The following is a 16,960-nucleotide window of genomic DNA, read 5'->3' on the forward strand; positions in this document are numbered from 1 at the left end:
GCCTAGTCATCCAAGCCTTTTCCTTTGAGGATGTGAGGGATGCATTTCTCCACACGCGACTCGCGGGTCTTGGCTTGTTTGGCGGAGGAGAAGTGGAGCAGGTAGCCGCGCTGCCGACCTGGCGTCAAGCCGGCGAAGGCTTCCTGCAGCGCGGGCGATTCCTCCAGCTTGTTCAGGAATTCCTCCGGCATGTCGAATTCGGCGGTCTTCTTGAACTCCACCTGCGCGCCGGACTTCTCCACCTTGATGGCCTCGCGGATGTAGCTCTTCAACGTCGAAGCCATTTTGGTGATTTCTTCCGCGCTGGTGAAGCGGATCTGGCGGCCTGCTTGCACGTTCTCGGTCTGCTGGACCAGGATGCCTTTCGGGTCCTGCATCAACGAGCCCTTGAAGAACAGCAGCGCGCAGTATTCCTTGAAGCCGTGCATCAGCACGACGTTCTGGCCGTCCAGCGTGTAGCAGGGATGGCCCCATTTGAATTCCTCGGTCAGGTCGCAATCGAGCGCGATGGCGCGCAGCTTCTTGAATGCGTCCTGCCATTGGCCAGGCTTGTCGACGTAGGCATCAGCCTTCGAATTCAAAGTCTTCTCTGTCATGGTGTACCTCGCTGGTCAACAGTGGCAAAAAAATAATTATACCCGGCTCTTCGCCAAGGGCATGGGGGGAGGTGATAATGTGTGAACTTTTTTACGTGACGATCAGCTATGCTCTGATGCCGCTATCGTCATAAGCGGTCTCGAAAGCCCCCAAGTTAAACTGGAGCATAAATGTCGTCGTGTGTTAGAGAACCTTTGCCAGAGCTGGTGAGGCAAGCAAATCAGCTGCCATATGAATACGCCGATGGAGATGGCATTGACTTCGAGCCGTATGACGAGTTTCTATCTGCTGACGAAACGGCACATTGGTTCAAGGCTTGGACCGGTAATCCGAGCGCCGATGCAACAAAATTCCGTGTGTTTGGCCAGGACGGTTCCGGCGGTTACGCCGCATTTTGGACCGTGCGAGATACTCCTGATTTGTTGGCGCAACCGATTGCGTTCATGGGGTCTGAAGGCGAGACTGCAATCTTGGCTCGCAATTTCTACGATTACCTTTGGCTTCTTGCTGCGGGATTGGGGCCTTCCGAAGCGACGTTATTTCCGGATGCGCCGCGTGTAGTACAGTCCAAATTGGAGGCGTTTGCTTTGAGGAATTCCGCTCCCGCTCGCACAGCTGCGCAGGTGCTGCAAGACGCTCGGGCCGAGTTTCCCGGCTTCGCTCAGGATATCCAGGCACAATGCCGATGACCGCCAGCAGCAGTCGCAGGAACTTGTTCGCAGCAGTTGGCAGCAATGAAGAGCTATTCACTCGGCCCCTGCTTAAGATATGAAAGATTGAAGGCCTGAGTATGGGTTCGTTTTCCTAATCGGTCGCAAACGGCCAAAAGCAGACATCCAACGGACTGGCGTGCTTTATTCGCATTTTTTAACCGCTATCGATGCCTGCACGCGTCGGTGTGCTACCTCGTTAATTATATATTTGACCCTGCTATTGGATAAAAAATGAAACGTGCCTATTGGTTTGTCATTATCCATATGACTCTTGTTCTTCTATGTATTGGGCTTCTAAATTCAGTGATTGCCGCAAATGGTTCTCCTCTGCATAAGTTTCTTGCTGGATTCTTTATCGGCACATATGCGCTGTTCGGAAAGGAGACCGCGAGACTCTTAATTACATGCCTGAGAAAGAAAAAATTTCCAGTCTTTGATTCATCAGCATGGGTAAACGGTTTTACGTTAGTGGCACTTGTTGTTTTGGCAATGGCAGGCTTAATTGCTTGGTTCGTATCTTGGGAGGGCAGCACAGGTTTATATTTCGGATTGGCGGTATTTTCAGCTGCATTGCTTTCTGACGAAGGATTGTCGCCCTTGGTCGCAGAGTACTCGCCAGTCTAAATGGCCTGCACATTCACCCAACAGCAGACATTCAGAAACTGTTGTGAGCCAAGTGAATTAGTGGATAAGGTTTTCCCTGTCCATCCAGTGGAGAGCGGCCTGTCCGGTTGAAGCCCATTTTTTCGTAAAATCCAATAGCTTGACTGTTCTGCTCATTGACATCCGTTGTCATTGCGGGATGGAGCGTTAGGCCGTGACGGACTAGAGCCGCACCAATGCCCAGTCCTCTGACGGTAGCGTCAACGAATAGTGCCTCCATGTGGCCGTTATCAATAAGCATGAACGCTTGAGGATAATCGTTAGCGTCCACTGCGAACCAGAGCGCAGCTTTAGGGAGAAAATCGCAAACCAGTTCCTCAATGGCTTGGCGGTCCTCTGGCGTCAAGAAATCATGTGTGGCATCCACTGCGCTGCGCCAGATTTCGACAGCGCGCATGCCTTCTTCAGGACGAGAAAGTCGAATAGTAGTCATTATGTAGACGTAGGCGTTAGAAAAAGCGGGAACATTCTAGCATCGGAAATGCCGCCCAAGAGCGGCAAAGCTCATAAGTTAATGATGGCAACGGGGCGGAAGCCCAAAACTTCGCCATCCGGGCCTGCCCCATACCAGAACTGTGAGCGTCCTTACCGTCTCCGTCAGGTTTGTTATGCACCAGAGAAGGTTTTGTCGGCATGCCGGCTGAGGAAGTCTTCAATTACCTTGGCAAAATACGGCGCGCACTCTTGCATGGGGTAATGCCCACTGTTGGCAATCACGTGCAGCGTCGCGTTCGGATGCCACGCGAGGAACGTACGTTCCATGGTCGACGCTTCAAGTCCCGGATCCTTATCGCCCACGAGTATCATGAAGGGCGTGGTAAGCCCTTGTATCTGGTCGACAAAGTCCGCATTCACAAGCATGTCGAGATAGCGCATCCTGCAACCCGGCGCTACCGTCATGCGGTTCTGCCTAACCTTGCGCTCAGCCCATACTGCTCCAAGTCCTGTGACGTATTGAAACAGCCTCCACAAGGCGTTATCGTTGTGCGTCGTGTCGGCAAAGAACGCAAATGCCTCGGTGCTTAAGCGGTTCCCAGCGGCAGAGATGGGACAAACGGCGATCGCACTAGCGATGCGTCCAGGCGCTACCGCAGCGAGACGCTGGGTAATCATTCCAGTCATCGAATGGCCCAAAACGTGGAAACGACGCCAAGCTAGGGTGTCCGCGAGTCGCAGACAATCCGACGCAATTTCATCGACGGTGCATGTGGGTGACAAATCAATCGATAAGCCATAGCCCCGCAGATCGGCAAACACGTAAGTGAATGCGCTGCCATCCAGCAGCGGCATCAGTTCGTCGTAGTTGGTGTGATCGCCTAGCCAGTCGTGCAAAACAAGTACGTTGACGGGCCCGCGTCCGTAGCGAACGTGTCCGAGAACAGTCGCAGAGCCAGTGCTGCCTTGGATTTCGAGTTTCATATGATGGTTCCTTTCGTTGTGAGTGGAACCAAAATAAAACGCCCTCGCCGGGTCACCGGGAGGGCGTTTTCAAAGTAGCCACATCCTATCAACCAAACCGCCCGGCGTCAACGCTCAGTTACAGCGACGAGCGTGACCGACGCCTGCCGCATTACCTTATTCAGGTTCGAAGTCAAACCTGAGCTACTACAACTCAGGCCTTCTTCGCGCCGTTCATGTAGCGGTCCACCACCGTCGGCAGCACGGTCAGCGGCACGCCGCAGCTTTGCACCAGCGCATCGTTGAATGCGGCCAAGTCGAAGCTGCCGCCCAGCGCGGCCTTGGCGCGTTCGCGCTGGCGCAGGATTTCGTTGTGGCCCATCTTGTAGCCGCACGCCTGGCCCGGTGACACGCAATAGCGATCGATCTCGCTCGTCATCGCCTGCAGGCCGCGACCCGTGTTCTCGACCAGGAAGCGGATCGCTTGCTGGCGCGTCCACTTCATCGCGTGGATGCCGGTATCGACCACCAGCCGGCACGCACGGAACTGCTGCGCCTGGAGATAGCCGATCTCGCTGAACGGATCGTTGGCGTACAACCCGAATTCGTCGACCAGCTGCTCCGCATACAGCGCCCAGCCTTCGACGAAGGCGTTGAAGCCCATCAGCGATGCGATCAGCGGCAGCTCGTCGTGGTGCTCGGCCAGGTAGGCGCCCTGGAAGGCGTGGCCCGGCAGGCCTTCGTGCGCGGTCAGCGTGGCCAGCTCGGATTTCGGCCATAGCTTGGTCGATTTCAAATTGATGTAGTAGATGGCAGGGCGTGAGCCGTCCAGCGAGGCGAAGTTCATATAGCCCAGCGCCGCTCCCGCTTCGATATCGGCGGGCACGCGCTTGACCTGCAGTGGCACCTTCAAATCCATGTGCGAGATCTTCGGCATCAGGCCGCGCACGGCCTGGATGCGCTCATTGCAGTAGGCGATCAGCTGTTCGCGGCCCTGGTCGTTGTCGGCATAGAAGCGCTTCGGGTCCTTGGCCAGCGCCGTCAGGCGCGCGCCCACCGTGCCGTGCGTGATGCCCTGCGCCTTGAGGATGGTGTCGATGCGCGCCTGCAGCTGCTTGTTCTGTTCCAGGCCGATCGCGTGGATCTCTTTGGCGGTATGGCTGGTCGAGGTACCCAGCTTGAGCGCCCATTCGTAGTACGCCGCGCCATCGGGCAGGCGGTGCACGCCGGCGACGCTGGTCGCCTTGGCGGTGGCCTTGGCGAAGGCGGCGATCTGCCGGTCCAACGCCGGATAGACCATGCCGTCCACCAGCTTGGCCGCGCGCGCGTTCCAGTCGCCGGCGATGCCCAGTTTCGCGGTGCGCTCGCTGATCGACGTCACCAGCTTTTGCGCGGCGACGGCGGTCTTGCGGTAGTCTTTCAACTGGCCCAGCGCAGTGCGGGCGATGAAGTCCGGCGGCATGATGCCGTGGCCTGCCTGTTCGACGATGCGGGCGGTCTCCTGGTCCAGCATGCGCGCCATGCCGGCCACGCGTTCCAGATAGGCCTCGGCATCGGCGGCGTTGGCGATCTGGTGCTGCGAGTCGAGGAATTCGGGGATGCGGGTCAGCGCTCCGTCCTGCTGGGTGACGGGGAAGGGGGCGGTGCCGCCGAAGAAGCCGCTGGCGGCGCCGCCGAACGGGAAGCGCAAGCCGGCCACGCCTTCGTTTGCGGCATAGCGCACCGTGTCGTAGCGCAGTTGCGCGTCGGCGCCGAGGGCGGCGCGGTCCAGCGTGGACAGGCGCTCCAGCATGGACTTGACCTGCGCGGCCCAAGCGGCATCGCCGGCGGGCGAGAGGTCGTCCAGCCGCGATTTCAGGCCGGCGCGCGCGTCCTTGTCCAGTCCCAGCGAGGTGGCGCTGGTCGGCGACAGCCGCAGAATTTCGTCGGCGAAGTTCTCCAGCAGCGTGGAGAACTTGGCGTCGGCCGGCGCGGCCTGCGCCAGCGCGAAGCCGGGCAGCGCGGTGACGGTGGCGGCGGACAGCGCGGACAACAGCAGTTGGCGGCGGGAGAAATTCTGGGGCTGGTGGTTCATGGCTTCCTTTTATCGGCTGGCGAAAAATTCGTGCGGTGACGACCTTAGCCTGATGCCGGGAAGCGTGTCAATCATTTTTGCGGTGGGCGAATCGCAAGTGGTGGCGCGCCGCCACGTCGTGCAGGGTGTCGAGTTCCTGGCGCGGCATGGCCAGTGCCACGTGCATGTCCGGCCGGATCAGGTAGGCCGCGTCGCGCAGCAGGCCGGCGTCAGCGGCCGCCTCGGTCCACGGATAGACGTGCAGCGGCAGCGACAGCCCGCATGCCGTCGCGTCCAGCGCGGGCGAGGCCGTGCCGTAGACGTGCAGCTGCCACTCCAGCGATTGCAGCGCTTCGAAGTTGTCGCCGCCGTCCGCCTGCGGTACCCACGGCAGACGGTCGCCGCCGATCACGTCGCCGGCGCGGCCCGCGCTCAGGGGACTGTCGGGATAATGGATCTGCACTTGCGACAAGGTCTTGAACGCCGTGCGGCGCGCGGCCGCAAAACCGGCCAGCATGGGCAGCAGGTGCGGCACCAGCCATTTGCGCAGCAGCTGCCCGCTGGCGCCCTGCGACACCACCAGCTGGAACACGCGGTCGGTGGTCGCCACCAGCTTGCGCGCGAAGACGATGCGTTCGGCCTGATAGGTGTCGAGCAGCGCGGGATCGGCGCGGGCTTGCAGCACCTGGGCCAGTTTCCACGACAGGTTGATGGCGTCGCCGATGCCGGTGTTCATGCCCTGGCCGCCGGCGGGGCTGTGGACGTGGGCGGCGTCGCCGCTCAGGAAGCAGCGGCCGGAATGGAACTGCGACGCCACGCGATGATGCACGCGGTAGGTGGAGAACCAGTTGACCTGTTCCACCTTGATGCCGAGCAGCGGCTCCAGCACCGGGCGGACGTCCTCGAACCCCGGCTCCGCCGTGGCCTCCGCCTGCGGCGGCATGATGCCGATCAGGCGCTGCATGCCGCGCGAGCGCACCGGCAGCATCAGCGCGAAGGTGTTGGCGCTGATATGGCCGACCAGGTCGCGGTTGTCCGGACCCGAGGTCTTGACGTCGGCCACGTAGTACAGATGGTCGTAGGTGCCGCCGGCGAAATCCAGCTTGAGCGATTCGCGCACCCGGCTATGGGCGCCGTCGCATCCGCACAGGTAGGTGCTGTTGCAGGCCACATGAGTACCGTCCCGCTCCAGCATGGCGCGCACACCCCATTCGTCCTGCGTGAACGATACCAGCGCGGTGTTCCATTCGACCTCCACGCCGAGCGCCTTCAGCTGCTCGACCAGGAAGCGTTCATGGTCGTCCTGCGGGAAGGCCAGCACGAAGGGGTAGGGGCTGAGCCCCGCGCCGATGTCCTTGAACGGCAGCTCGATCACATCCTCGCCGCCTTCGCGCAGGTGGATGGCTTCGACCTTGATACCGAGGTTGACGACGACATCGCCGAAGCCCAGCTGCCGGTAGAACTCCAGCGTGCGCGCATGCACCGCCATGGCGCGCGAAGCCTGGCCTGGGCCGCTGTTCTTGTCGATGATGCGCAGGGCGACGCCATGCCGCGCCAGGCAGATGGCGAGCACCAAGCCGGTGGGACCGGCGCCGACGATGAGGACTTGAGGAGCCATATAATGAGTCTACATCCGCCGCAGGACGGGGTGCGTTCGATTGAATACGGGCTTAAGAAACGGCTGGTAAGATGCAAATATTGTTTAACTTGCACCTATGCCCATGACCGTTTCCGCCACTCGCCGTACCCTCTTGCTGGCGCTTGCCGTCACTCCTTTCGCCAACGCCGCCGACCTGCTGGACAACGCGCCGTCATCCATGCCGCTGTCGGCGGCGGCGTTGTTGGCCAAGCTGGAGACCGATTCCGGCGGCCGGCTGGGCGTGGCCGCGATGAACACGGCCGACGGCCGCCGCCTGCTGCATCGCGCCGATGAGCGCTTCCCGTTCTGCAGCACGTTCAAGATGATGCTGTCGGCGGCGGTGCTGGCCAAGGGGCCGGCGCTGCTGAAGAAGCACGTGCGGTATTCGAAGGCGGACATGGTGACTTATTCTCCGGTCACCGAAAAGCATATCGGCCGGGGCATGACCGTCGCGGCGCTGTGCGAGGCGACCATCCAGACCAGCGACAACACGGCGGCCAACCTGCTGATGAAGCAGATCGGCGGGCCGGCCGCGGTGACGGCGTTCGCGCGCTCGATCGGCGACATGGAATTCCGCCTGGACCGCATGGAGACGGAGCTCAACACCGCGCTGCCCGGCGATCCGCGCGACACCACGACGCCGGCGTCGATGGTGGAGTCGCTGCACAAGCTGGTGCTGGGCGATGGCCTGGGCGCAGTGCAGCGCAAGCAGCTCAAGGACTGGATGCTGGGGAACACCACCGGCGACACCCGCATTCGCGCCGGCGTACCGGCCGGCAGCCAGGTGGCCGATAAAACCGGCACCGGCGACTACGGCACCACCAACGATATCGGCGTCATTTGGCTGCAGGGTAAGGCGCCGGTGGCGCTGGTGGTTTACTTCACCCAGCCGGGCAAGGACGACAAGGCGCGCAGCGAAGTCATCGCCGAGGCGACCAGGATCGTCGTCGAAGCCTTCAGGGCTTGATCGTCATGAACCCTTGGGTGGAAGAGATAGAGTGCGAAGGCGGCCCGGTCGTCGTCGCGAACGTCGAGGACTTCTTACAGTGGCGGGGCGCAGAACCATTTGGTTGCGAACAGGCGAACGAACTGCATTACTGGTCGCAGTTCACGTCCGAGCTGCCGCTGGAATTCCAGCCCGATGGTCCGGCAGGGCATCAATACATCAGCAGCGCCAACCCCGCCGCATTGCGCGACCAACTGATGCAGACGGTCGAGTCGCTTTGGCCGGAAACGACGATCGACCGTCGCGGCGTCACGTGGGTCGCCACGCGCCCGGATGGCCGTAAGCTGAACGCGGAGTTATCGCCGTCCAGCGAGTACGACCGGATGATACGCCATCTCGATAACGAAGCTGTGCATGCCTTTGCTGACGGCCGCTCGGCCTATTTCTGGAGCGTTGCGCCGGGCTGGGTTCGTATCGCGACCGATCCGCAGCGCGGACTCGTACACTTGGCGCAAGTCGAATTCGCGGATGACGAGGCGGCCGTGGCGGATGGCTATCAATATGCGCAATCGCAGATTTTTTCGTCCGGCGAATCGGGTCAGCGTTACTGCATCTCCGGCGGGCCTGTGGTGGTAGCCTGGTCGCCGAACAGTGCGGACGATCTGAATGAGGACATTCTCAACGCGGAGCGGGACTGCAAATTGCTGGATATGGCCACCAGCGGTAGCGGTGCACGGCTTTGGCTTGAGCCTGGAATGTATGAATCGACGTTGGGCAATCACGAAACCGATACCTGGTGTGTCGCCTGGTGCTCATTGAAACGCATTGGCGGGTGTTAAACTACGGCCTTACACTTTAAGGCCTGATCATGACGAACCAAAAACAAGCGCCTGCGGGCCGGGTAGCGAATCCTTTCCTGAACGCCGACTTCTATGCGCGCATGCGCGACTACACGGAGCGCGACGCGGCCTTTTCCAAGGAAGCGAAGGCGATCGCCGAGAGCGGCGCCGGCAAGCAGAGTACCGATGCGCGCCATGCGCCTTCGCTGCAGGTGCTGCGCGCCACGGTCAAGAAGGGCCTGGCGCTGGAGGTCATGTTGAACCGCATCGTGCAGGGTGTGGAGTCGGGCCTGTGGGAGCCTTGGCTGGCGGCCTATGGCATCGAACTGCGCGGCGTGAACTACGCCAAGACCGGCGAGCGCAATGCGCGCCTGGCGATCGACATGAGCATGAGCTCCAAGGCGCATACGATTTTCTCCGCCGCCGGCGTCGGCAACTGGCGCAGCCTGGTGGCCGAGGATTGCGCGCAGGTCCAGATCGACAAGCCCACCGAGAAGACGCCGGCCAAGCTGACCGCCATCTTCTTCCTTGACGCTCCTGCCTAATTCCACTCCAGATGGACGATGCTGTAGCCGCGCTGCTTGAGTAGTTTGAGCAGCGACGGCAGCGCTTTTGCGGTCGGCACGTTCACGTCGTGCATGAGGAGGATGCCGCCGCCGGTGGTGTCCAGGCTCTTGGCCAGGCGTTCGACCAGGATGTCCGTGGTGTCCTCCGGCAGCCAGTCGTTGATGCCGAGGTCTATCGACATCACGGTGATGCCGGCGTCCTTGAGCGCGGCCAGCGTGGTTGGCGACTCGGCCAGGTAAGGGAAGCGGTAGGCCGGCGTGGCCTTTCCGAAGACCGCCTGGTAGGCCGCCTGCACCTGGCGGAGATCGGCCAGCTGCGCCGGCTCGCTCATCGTGGTCAGGTTCGTGTGCGTCTGGCTGTGCACTCCGGTCGAGTGGCCTTCCGCCACCACGCGCCGCGCCAGTTCGGGCGATTTCTCCAGATTGGTGCCGACCATGAAGAACGTGGCTCGCGCGCATTGATCCGCCAGCGCCTTGAGCACCAGCGGCGTGGTTTCCGGCTGCGGGCCGTCGTCGAAGGTCAGTACGATTTCGTTCTTTTGCAGCGGCAGCGGCGCATGCTGCGTCGCGCCGTACAGCGCGGCCTCGCGCTTGAGCGTGAGGGTGCGGGCGGTACCCAGCTTGTCGGGGCCGCAGTCGGCGGCATGGGCCAAGCCGGTCAGCGTGACCAGCAGGCCTGCTATCGCGATTCTCATTGTGCTTGATCCTGAAGTGGGAGTGCCAACGAGGCTACCAGATTATTCGGCAGCATGGTGGACGCCGTGACCGTCGCCAGCACCGCAAGATCCTCCGACCATTCGACAAGCTGAATGCCGTGGCATTTGAGCGTGGCCTCGTGCCGGGTCCACGCCAGCACGAACGCCAGCGTACTGTCGGCGGCGGGCGTGGCGGCCAGCGCGGCGCAGGCCTCCGGGCCGAGATAGTCGCGCGCCACGGCCTGCCAGTTGAATACTTCATAAATGCGCATCAAGTCGACGCCGACCGCACCGTGCAGGTTGATGGCGGCGATAGAGCATCCATCCTCGTGGCTGAAGGAGCAGCCGATATCGCTGTCATGTCCGTCCACGACGACTTTCAGCGGATGGCCAGGGAGCGAGTGGATGCCGAAGCTTGCCGCTGGCTTGCCGGTCAGCGCGGCCAGCACGTCAGCTATCGCATGTCGGATTTCAGCCCGCTGGTGCGCTCGCGGCATGTCGTGCGCGACCGCTATGGATATCGCCACGACGCCGTCCTGCGGCGTCGGCACGGGCCCTGGCCAGGGATGGACGATCAGCTCCATCATCGCGCCGGCGCGGCGGGACAGCCGGCCCAGTAGCCATTGGCGGGAATCTGCTCGCCCTTCATCACCAGCGTCAGCGCGCCGAGGCGGGCGTTGTCGCCGACGACGGCGCTGTACAGCACCGCGCTGCGCGGTCCCATGTAGACGTTCTTGCCGATGGTGACGCGGTCGATCTTCATCACGCGGTCCTCGAACAGGTGGGTCTGCGGGCAGGTCAGCGCATTCAGTTCGCTGTGGTCGCCGATGTGGACGCAGTCGAATTCCGTGATGTCGGTGGTGTCCAGGTAGACGCCCTTGCCGATGCGGGAACCCAGCATGTTGAACGCCAGCGGCAGCCACGGCGTGCCGCGCAGGTAGCGCATGAAGTTCGGCACGGCGATACCTTCGTACAGATTGGTCACGCCTTCGGACAGCCACACGAACGGTGTCCACATCGGCTCCGACTGTTTGCGGTAACGGCCTATCAGCAGCCATTTGAGCAGCACCACGAAGATGTAGTTGCCGATGCCGTAGCCCAGGCCCGCCAAGGTCAGGTCCCAGGTCACCTCGGCCCAGCGCCCGGCGCCGGCGGCCGGCATCACCGCCAGCACCAGCGTGTAGCCGACCGCGATCACCAGCGCATGCGGCGCGACGATGCGGAACGCTTCGATCAGGCCGCGGCCCAGGCGGCGCAAGGGCGACGGATGGAAGGTCAGGTTTTCAGGATAGCCGCTGGTCTGCTCGCGCGCGGGCAGGTTGATCGGCGGGGAGCCTAGCCAGGTGTCGCCGCTCTTCATTTGCTCGTTGTCCGGCGCGCGCGAGTGCACGCCGATCAGCACATGCTCGGGCAGCACCGTGCCGTCCGGGATGTAGGCGCCGTTGCCGACGAAGCTGCGGTGCGAAATCACGGTCGGCTTCATGATCATCCAGCCGCCGTCGATCTCCTCGTCGCCCAGCATGACCGCGTCGGCGATGAAGGTTTCGTCGCCCAGGGTCAGCATGTCCGGTACCACGCCCAGCGCGGTGGAGATCTCGGCGTCCTTGCCGACCTTGGCGCCCAGCAGGCGATACCAGTACGGCGCGAACACGGTGGCGTAAATGCCATGCAGGACGTTGAGGCTCGATTCCTGGATCTGGCTCACCAGCCACTTGGCGCAGTAGGTATTGCTATGGATGGCCGAGCGGCCCGGCTGCAGGCGTGGCAGCACGCTCCAGCGGATGCCGGCCGACAGCAGTGCGGTCAACACGATCAGCACCGTGCTGGCGGGGAAGGCCAGCAGGAAGTAGCGCAGCAGCTGGATGCGCACGTCGTCGCCCTGTATCCACGGCAGCCAGCCCTGTTCATCGAACCAGTCGATCAGCACGAAGCTCGGGAACACCGGCATGAAGAACAGCGTGACGATCAGCAGGATGCCGAAGACGAAGAACAAGCCTTCGCCCAGGCTGCGCGCGGCGCTGGCTTGTGGGCGCGGTGGCAGGCGGGTGGTGTCGAAGGCGCCGGTGTCGCGCGCCGGCGAGCCGGCCCAGACGCGCCCGGCCGGCACGCGCGCGCCGTCGCCCAGCGCCGACTGGCCTTCCAGGTGGCCCAGCGCTTCGATATGCGTATTGCCCTCTATGACGGCGAAGGAGCTGACGCAGGTGTCGTCTTCCAGCGTGATCTGGCCCAGCAGCAGGCGGCCGCGCTGCACGCGGGCGTTTTCGAAGTTGACGGCGTTGCCGATGCTGACGTTGTCGCCGATGCTGAGCAGGTCCGGTGAGCGCAGGGTCATCGAGCCGATGATGACGTCCTTGCCCACCTTGGCGCCCAGCGCGCGCAGCCACCAGGCGTTGAGCGAGGAGCCGCTCAGCAGGTAGGCCGGCGCCGCTTCCACCAGCCGGTCGGCCAGCCACCAGCGGTAGTAGGTGATGCCCCACAGCGGATAGTCGCCAGCCTTCAGGCGGCCGGCGATCAGCCATTTGCCGGCGATGGCGATGCCGAATTCGCCGATCGTCGCCAGCAGGAACACGCCGACCGAGGCGGTGATGGCGCGCGCCACGGAGTCGCCGGGATCGCCGGTGAAGAAGTGATAGGTGAAGAACGGCGCCAGCCACTGCGCCATGCGCAGCGCCACCAGTGCCGGCATCGCGGCCAGTTGCGCCGCGCCGCAGGTCCAGCGCTTGAGCGAGGAGGGCGGCGTCCAGTCGGCTTCCGCCTCGGCGGCCTTGGGCGCGTCGGCCAGCACCAGGGCGATCTTGCCGACCTGGCGCTGCTGGTAGATGTCGCGCACGGTGACGTGGGCGAAGCGCGGATCGGCGCGCAGGGCCGAGGCCAGGCGCGCCGCGAAGAACGAGTGGCCGCCAAGGTCGGTGAAGAAGTCGGCCTGGCGCAGCACCGGCTGGCCGGGGAACAGCGCGGCCAGCGCGGCGAACAGCGCTTCCTCGGCCGGGGTTTCGGGCAGGTCGGATTCCTCGTTGCCGCCGGCCGGCGGGGCGCTCAGCGGCATGGCCTTCAGCGCCTTGCGGTCGATTTTTCCAGAGGTCAGGCGCGGCATGGCTTCCTGCATTTCGTAGCGGCCGGGGACCATGTACGGCGGCAGCGTGGCGGCCAGGCTGGCGCGCAGTGTCTTGGCGTCCAATGTGGCGCCGGCTTCGGGCACGATGTAGGCCACCAGCTGGTCGATGCCGTCGTCCTTGCGCAGCAATACGGCCACCGTGCCCACGCCTTCCTGCTGCGCCAGCACTGCTTCGATCTCGCCCAGCTCCACGCGGAAGCCGCGTATCTTCACCTGGTCGTCGGCCCGGCCAAGGCACAGCACCTCGCCGTCGGCGTCGATGCGGGCCAGGTCGCCGGTGCGGTACAGGCGTGCGTCGTGCGCGCCGCTGGACCATGGATTGACCAGGAATTTTTCCGCCGTCAGGTCGGGGCGGCCAAGGTAGCCGGCCGCCAGGCCAGGGCCGGTGATGCACAGCTCACCGATCTCGCCGCGCGGCAGCAGGCGCAGCGCCGGCTCGTGCGGCGCCACGGCCGCTTGCGCCAGCGGGTTGTCGGCGTCGATGCCGGCCGGCGCGTCGGGACCCTGCGCGACGGCTGCCGCCGCGATGGCCGGTTCGGTGCTGGTGTCGATCACCAGCAGGCCGTAGTTGGGCAGCGGCGTGCCGATGGTGACCGGATGGCCGGGCTGCAAACGCGCCAGGCTGGCCGACACCGTCGCCTCGGTCGGGCCGTAGGTGTTGAACATCTGCCGGCCGGGGCGCGACCAGCGCTCCACCAGCGATTCCGGGCACATCTCGCCGCCCAGGTTGATCAGGCGCAGGCTGGGCACTTCCTGATTGAACAGCGCCAGCAGGGTGGGGACCGCGTGCAGCACCGTGACCTGGTTCTCGTCCAGCATGCGCGGCAGCGTTTCGGGGTCGCCGCTGATTTCCTTGGGGCCGATCCACAGCGTGGCGCCAACCAGGTAGGCGATCCAGATCTCTTCGAATGACATGTCGAAGGCCACCGAGAAGCCCTGGTAGACCTTGTCCTGCGCGGTCACGCCGAGCACCGCGTTCTCGCTGCGCAGGAAGTGGCAGATGCTGCGCTGGGTGATCAGGATGCCTTTCGGCTTGCCGGTCGAGCCGGAGGTGTAGATGACGTAGGCCGGCACGTCGGGCGAGACCGCGCCGCGGCGCGACAGCGTCGCGCCGGCCGGCGGCGCGGCCAGCAGCGCCTCGGCGGTCCACACGGGACGGCCGAAGGTGGGCAGCGCGGCCAGGCGCGGCGCGAAGGCGGCGCAGGTCAGCACGCCGGCGCCGTCGGCGTCGTCCAGGCACACTTGCAGGCGCTCGACCGGGATGTCCTCGTCGACCGGCAGCCAGGCCGCGCCGGCCTTGGCGATGCCGGCCTGCAGCACCAGCAGCTCGATGCCGCGCGGCAGCCACAGGCCGACGATCTGGCCCGGCCGCACGCCGGCGTCGATCAGGCGAGCGGCCACCAGGTCGGCCTGGGCGTTCAGTTCGCTATAGCTGAGGCTGCGGGCGCCGAAGATCAGTGCGGTGTGGTCGGGAGTGCGGGCGGCGCTTGCTTCCAGCAGGTCCGCCAGGATTTCCTCGCGCAGCAGCTCCCCTTGCGGCTTCCCGTAAAGGATGTCCGGATGCGATTGCGGAATGTGCGGCGATACTGGGTCGTTCATGCTGGTACTTTATTTTGTGTTGGCGGGTGTCATTGTACGGTACGGATGTGCGTTCCAATAGAGGAAGAATGCAAGTTCCGCTGCCAGCCTTTACAATGGGAAATATAGGGAGATTTTCCTGTGTCACAGAGGAGCCGCATGTCAATGAACCGTCCGTTTATCGCCCCCATGCAATTTGACGATCCGATTGCCGCTTATGAACAGGTTTTGGCCATCTACGAGGCCAACGTCGCCCACCTGCGCGACGCCATGAAACGCTTTGTGGCCGGCGAGGATGTCGGCGAGCACGTGCGCGGCTGCTATCCCTTCGTGCGGGTCCATACCGACACCGTGGCGCGCGCCGATTCGACGCTGGCGTTCGGCTTCGTGGCCGGCCCCGGCACCTACGAAACCACGCTGACCCGGCCCGACCTGTTCGCGCGCTACTACCAGCAACAGTTCAAGCTGCTGCTGAAGAACCACGGCAGCCACCACCTGCGCATCGAGGTGGGCACCAGCTCGCAGCCGATCCCGATCCATTTCTCGTTTGCCGAACACGAGCACATCGAAGGCAATATGAGCGCGGAACGGCGCCTGCTGATGCGCGACGTTTTTGATCTACCCAACCTTGCCGCGATGGACGACGGCATCGCCAACGGCACCCACGAGCCGCCGCCGGGCGAGGCGCAGCCGCTGTCGCTGTTCACGGCGCCGCGCGTGGACTATTCGCTGCAGCGCCTGCGCCACTACACCGGCACCTCCTGCGAACACTTCCAGAAGTTTGTGCTGTTCACCAACTACCAGTTTTATATCGACGAGTTCGTCAAGCTGGGCCACGAGCTGATGGGCCAGGCGTCCGGCGCGCCGGGCGACGACTACATCGCCTTCATCGAGCCGGGCAATATGGTCACGCGCCGCGTCGGCCAGGCGGTGCAGGCGGCCGACGCGCACGGCGCGCCGCTGCCGCGCCTGCCGCAGATGCCGGGCTACCACCTGGTCCGCGCCGACGGCACCGGCATTTCGATGGTCAACATCGGCGTCGGCCCGGCCAACGCCAAGACCATCACCGACCACATCGCCGTGCTGCGCCCGCATGCCTGGCTGATGCTGGGCCACTGCGCCGGCCTGCGCAACACCCAGCAGCTGGGCGACTACGTGCTGGCGCACGGCTATGTGCGCGAGGACCACGTGCTCGACGAGGACCTGCCGCTGTGGGTGCCGATCCCGCCGCTGGCCGAGGTGCAGGTGGCGATCGAGGCCGCCGTGGCCGAGGTCACGCAGCTCACCGGCCACGATTTGAAACGTGTGATGCGCACCGGCACCGTCGCCAGCACCGACAACCGCAACTGGGAGCTGCTGCCGCAGCGCACGCCTGAGCGCCGTTTCAGCCAGAGCAGGGCGATCGCGCTGGACATGGAAAGCGCCACCATCGCCGCCAACGGCTTCCGTTTCCGCGTGCCGTACGGGACTTTGTTGTGTGTGAGCGACAAGCCCATGCACGGCGAGATCAAATTGCCCGGCATGGCTAACCAGTTTTATCGCGAGCGTGTTGACCAGCATTTACGCATCGGCATCCGGGCGCTGGAATTACTGCGCGCGCTGGGCGTGGACAAGCTTCACAGCCGCAAGTTACGCAGCTTCACGGAGGTCGCGTTCCAGTAAGTCATGCAAAAAATGCATGAAGCCCGCCGTGTGCGGGCTTTTTTTTCGTTTCCTCCGCCTTTGGTGATACCTTTTTTGATATCAAAAACCGGAAAAAATTGATTGGTTTGTTTTTTTGCCAGCCCATAAGATGAATTCCGAGGTAGCAGCAAAACCATAAAAAAGATAACACTGGAGACATATGAACAAGCAAATGACCGGGACTGTAGAGTCCCAGGCGAAGCACCGCTTTGCCCTGAAAACCGGCGTCGCCGTGCTGGCCGCCGCCGGCCTGCTCAGCAGCGCCTCGGTGTGGGCGCAAGAGGCCGCCGCAAAGACCGAACCGGCCGAAGCCGCGACCGTGGTGGTCACCGGCGTGAAGGCGTCGCTGATCAAGAGCCTGGCCATCAAGCGCACCAGCGACCAGGTGGTGGAATCGATCGTCGCCGAAGACATCGGCAAGCTCCCCGATAATAATGTCGTCGAAGCGCTGCAGCGCGTGACGGGCATCCAGGTC

14 protein-coding genes and 1 pseudogene are annotated in these 16,960 nt (G+C 63.4%); 7 read left to right on the top strand and 8 right to left on the bottom strand.

Translation table 11 applies throughout. From position 1 onward, the window contains the following. Nucleotides 1–2: 2 nt before the first annotated feature. Nucleotides 3–596 (bottom strand): YdeI/OmpD-associated family protein, encoded by a 594-nt coding sequence (locus ACUJB0_RS09110; RefSeq protein ID WP_444844932.1) that lies wholly within the window; start codon nucleotides 594–596, stop codon nucleotides 3–5. Between the two features lie 195 nt (nucleotides 597–791). Here ACUJB0_RS09110 and ACUJB0_RS09115 point away from each other — a divergent pair, with 195 nt between their 5' ends. After that, nucleotides 792–1,286 (top strand): hypothetical protein, encoded by a 495-nt coding sequence (locus ACUJB0_RS09115; protein WP_444844933.1) that lies wholly within the window; start codon nucleotides 792–794, stop codon nucleotides 1,284–1,286. Nucleotides 1,287–1,541: 255 nt separating this feature from the next. Then, a complete protein-coding gene (locus ACUJB0_RS09120) occupies nucleotides 1,542–1,934 on the top strand; it encodes a hypothetical protein (protein WP_444844934.1) in 393 nt (130 codons plus the stop codon). A 31-nt stretch (nucleotides 1,935–1,965) separates the two neighbouring features. On the opposite strand, the gene ACUJB0_RS09125 is transcribed toward ACUJB0_RS09120, so the two are convergent. From ACUJB0_RS09125 to ACUJB0_RS09140, 4 genes are all read right to left on the bottom strand, one after another. Continuing rightward, nucleotides 1,966–2,406, bottom strand: a complete 441-nt coding sequence (locus ACUJB0_RS09125) for an acetyltransferase (protein ID WP_444844935.1) — start codon at nucleotides 2,404–2,406, stop codon at nucleotides 1,966–1,968. 173 nt (nucleotides 2,407–2,579) lie between these two features. Then, nucleotides 2,580–3,392, bottom strand: a complete 813-nt coding sequence (locus ACUJB0_RS09130) for an alpha/beta fold hydrolase (protein ID WP_444844936.1) — start codon at nucleotides 3,390–3,392, stop codon at nucleotides 2,580–2,582. Nucleotides 3,393–3,585: 193 nt separating this feature from the next. Continuing rightward, nucleotides 3,586–5,445, bottom strand: a complete 1,860-nt coding sequence (locus ACUJB0_RS09135) for a DUF885 domain-containing protein (protein ID WP_444844937.1) — start codon at nucleotides 5,443–5,445, stop codon at nucleotides 3,586–3,588. 67 nt (nucleotides 5,446–5,512) lie between these two features. After that, on the bottom strand, nucleotides 5,513–7,042 hold the full coding sequence (locus ACUJB0_RS09140; RefSeq protein ID WP_444844938.1) for an FAD-dependent monooxygenase: 1,530 nt from the start codon (nucleotides 7,040–7,042) through the stop codon (nucleotides 5,513–5,515). A 103-nt stretch (nucleotides 7,043–7,145) separates the two neighbouring features. On the opposite strand from ACUJB0_RS09140, the gene bla reads away from it, so the two are divergent. From bla to ACUJB0_RS09155, 3 genes are read left to right on the top strand one after another with little or no spacing between them, the layout of a single operon-like run. Next, nucleotides 7,146–8,030, top strand: coding sequence for a class A beta-lactamase (bla, locus tag ACUJB0_RS09145; RefSeq protein WP_444844939.1), 885 nt, complete (start codon nucleotides 7,146–7,148; stop codon nucleotides 8,028–8,030). Then, entirely contained in the window at nucleotides 8,027–8,848 is an 822-nt protein-coding gene (locus tag ACUJB0_RS09150; RefSeq protein WP_444844940.1) for a hypothetical protein, read from the top strand. The genes bla and ACUJB0_RS09150 overlap by 4 nt, the downstream gene beginning before the upstream one ends. 29 nt (nucleotides 8,849–8,877) lie before the next feature. Next, nucleotides 8,878–9,393 carry a hypothetical protein gene (locus tag ACUJB0_RS09155; RefSeq protein WP_444844941.1) on the top strand — a complete coding sequence of 172 codons (516 nt, stop codon included), beginning with the start codon at nucleotides 8,878–8,880 and terminating at the stop codon, nucleotides 9,391–9,393. Here the strand turns inward: ACUJB0_RS09155 and ACUJB0_RS09160 are convergent. From ACUJB0_RS09160 to ACUJB0_RS09170, 3 genes are read right to left on the bottom strand one after another with little or no spacing between them, the layout of a single operon-like run. After that, nucleotides 9,390–10,109 (bottom strand): polysaccharide deacetylase family protein, encoded by a 720-nt coding sequence (locus tag ACUJB0_RS09160; protein ID WP_444844942.1) that lies wholly within the window; start codon nucleotides 10,107–10,109, stop codon nucleotides 9,390–9,392. The genes ACUJB0_RS09155 and ACUJB0_RS09160 overlap by 4 nt on opposite strands. Then, the gene (locus tag ACUJB0_RS09165) at nucleotides 10,106–10,693 is read right to left on the bottom strand and encodes a 4'-phosphopantetheinyl transferase family protein (RefSeq protein WP_444844943.1); all 588 of its coding nucleotides are present in this window, start codon (nucleotides 10,691–10,693) and stop codon (nucleotides 10,106–10,108) included. The genes ACUJB0_RS09160 and ACUJB0_RS09165 overlap by 4 nt, the downstream gene beginning before the upstream one ends. Then, complete coding sequence (locus ACUJB0_RS09170; protein WP_444844944.1) at nucleotides 10,693–14,823, bottom strand: Pls/PosA family non-ribosomal peptide synthetase; 4,131 nt, start codon at nucleotides 14,821–14,823, stop codon at nucleotides 10,693–10,695. Before ACUJB0_RS09170 ends, ACUJB0_RS09165 begins: the two co-directional genes overlap by 1 nt. Nucleotides 14,824–14,967: 144 nt before the next feature. On the opposite strand from ACUJB0_RS09170, the gene ACUJB0_RS09175 reads away from it, so the two are divergent. Further along, on the top strand, nucleotides 14,968–16,464 hold the full coding sequence (locus tag ACUJB0_RS09175; RefSeq protein ID WP_161083279.1) for an AMP nucleosidase: 1,497 nt from the start codon (nucleotides 14,968–14,970) through the stop codon (nucleotides 16,462–16,464). Nucleotides 16,465–16,657: 193 nt separating this feature from the next. After that, nucleotides 16,658–16,960, top strand: a pseudogene (locus tag ACUJB0_RS09180) (TonB-dependent receptor); the annotation flags it as partial.

The sequence above is a fragment of the Duganella caerulea genome (genome assembly GCF_040362985.1).
Classification (GTDB): Bacteria; Pseudomonadota; Gammaproteobacteria; order Burkholderiales; family Burkholderiaceae_D; genus Rugamonas; species Rugamonas vulcania.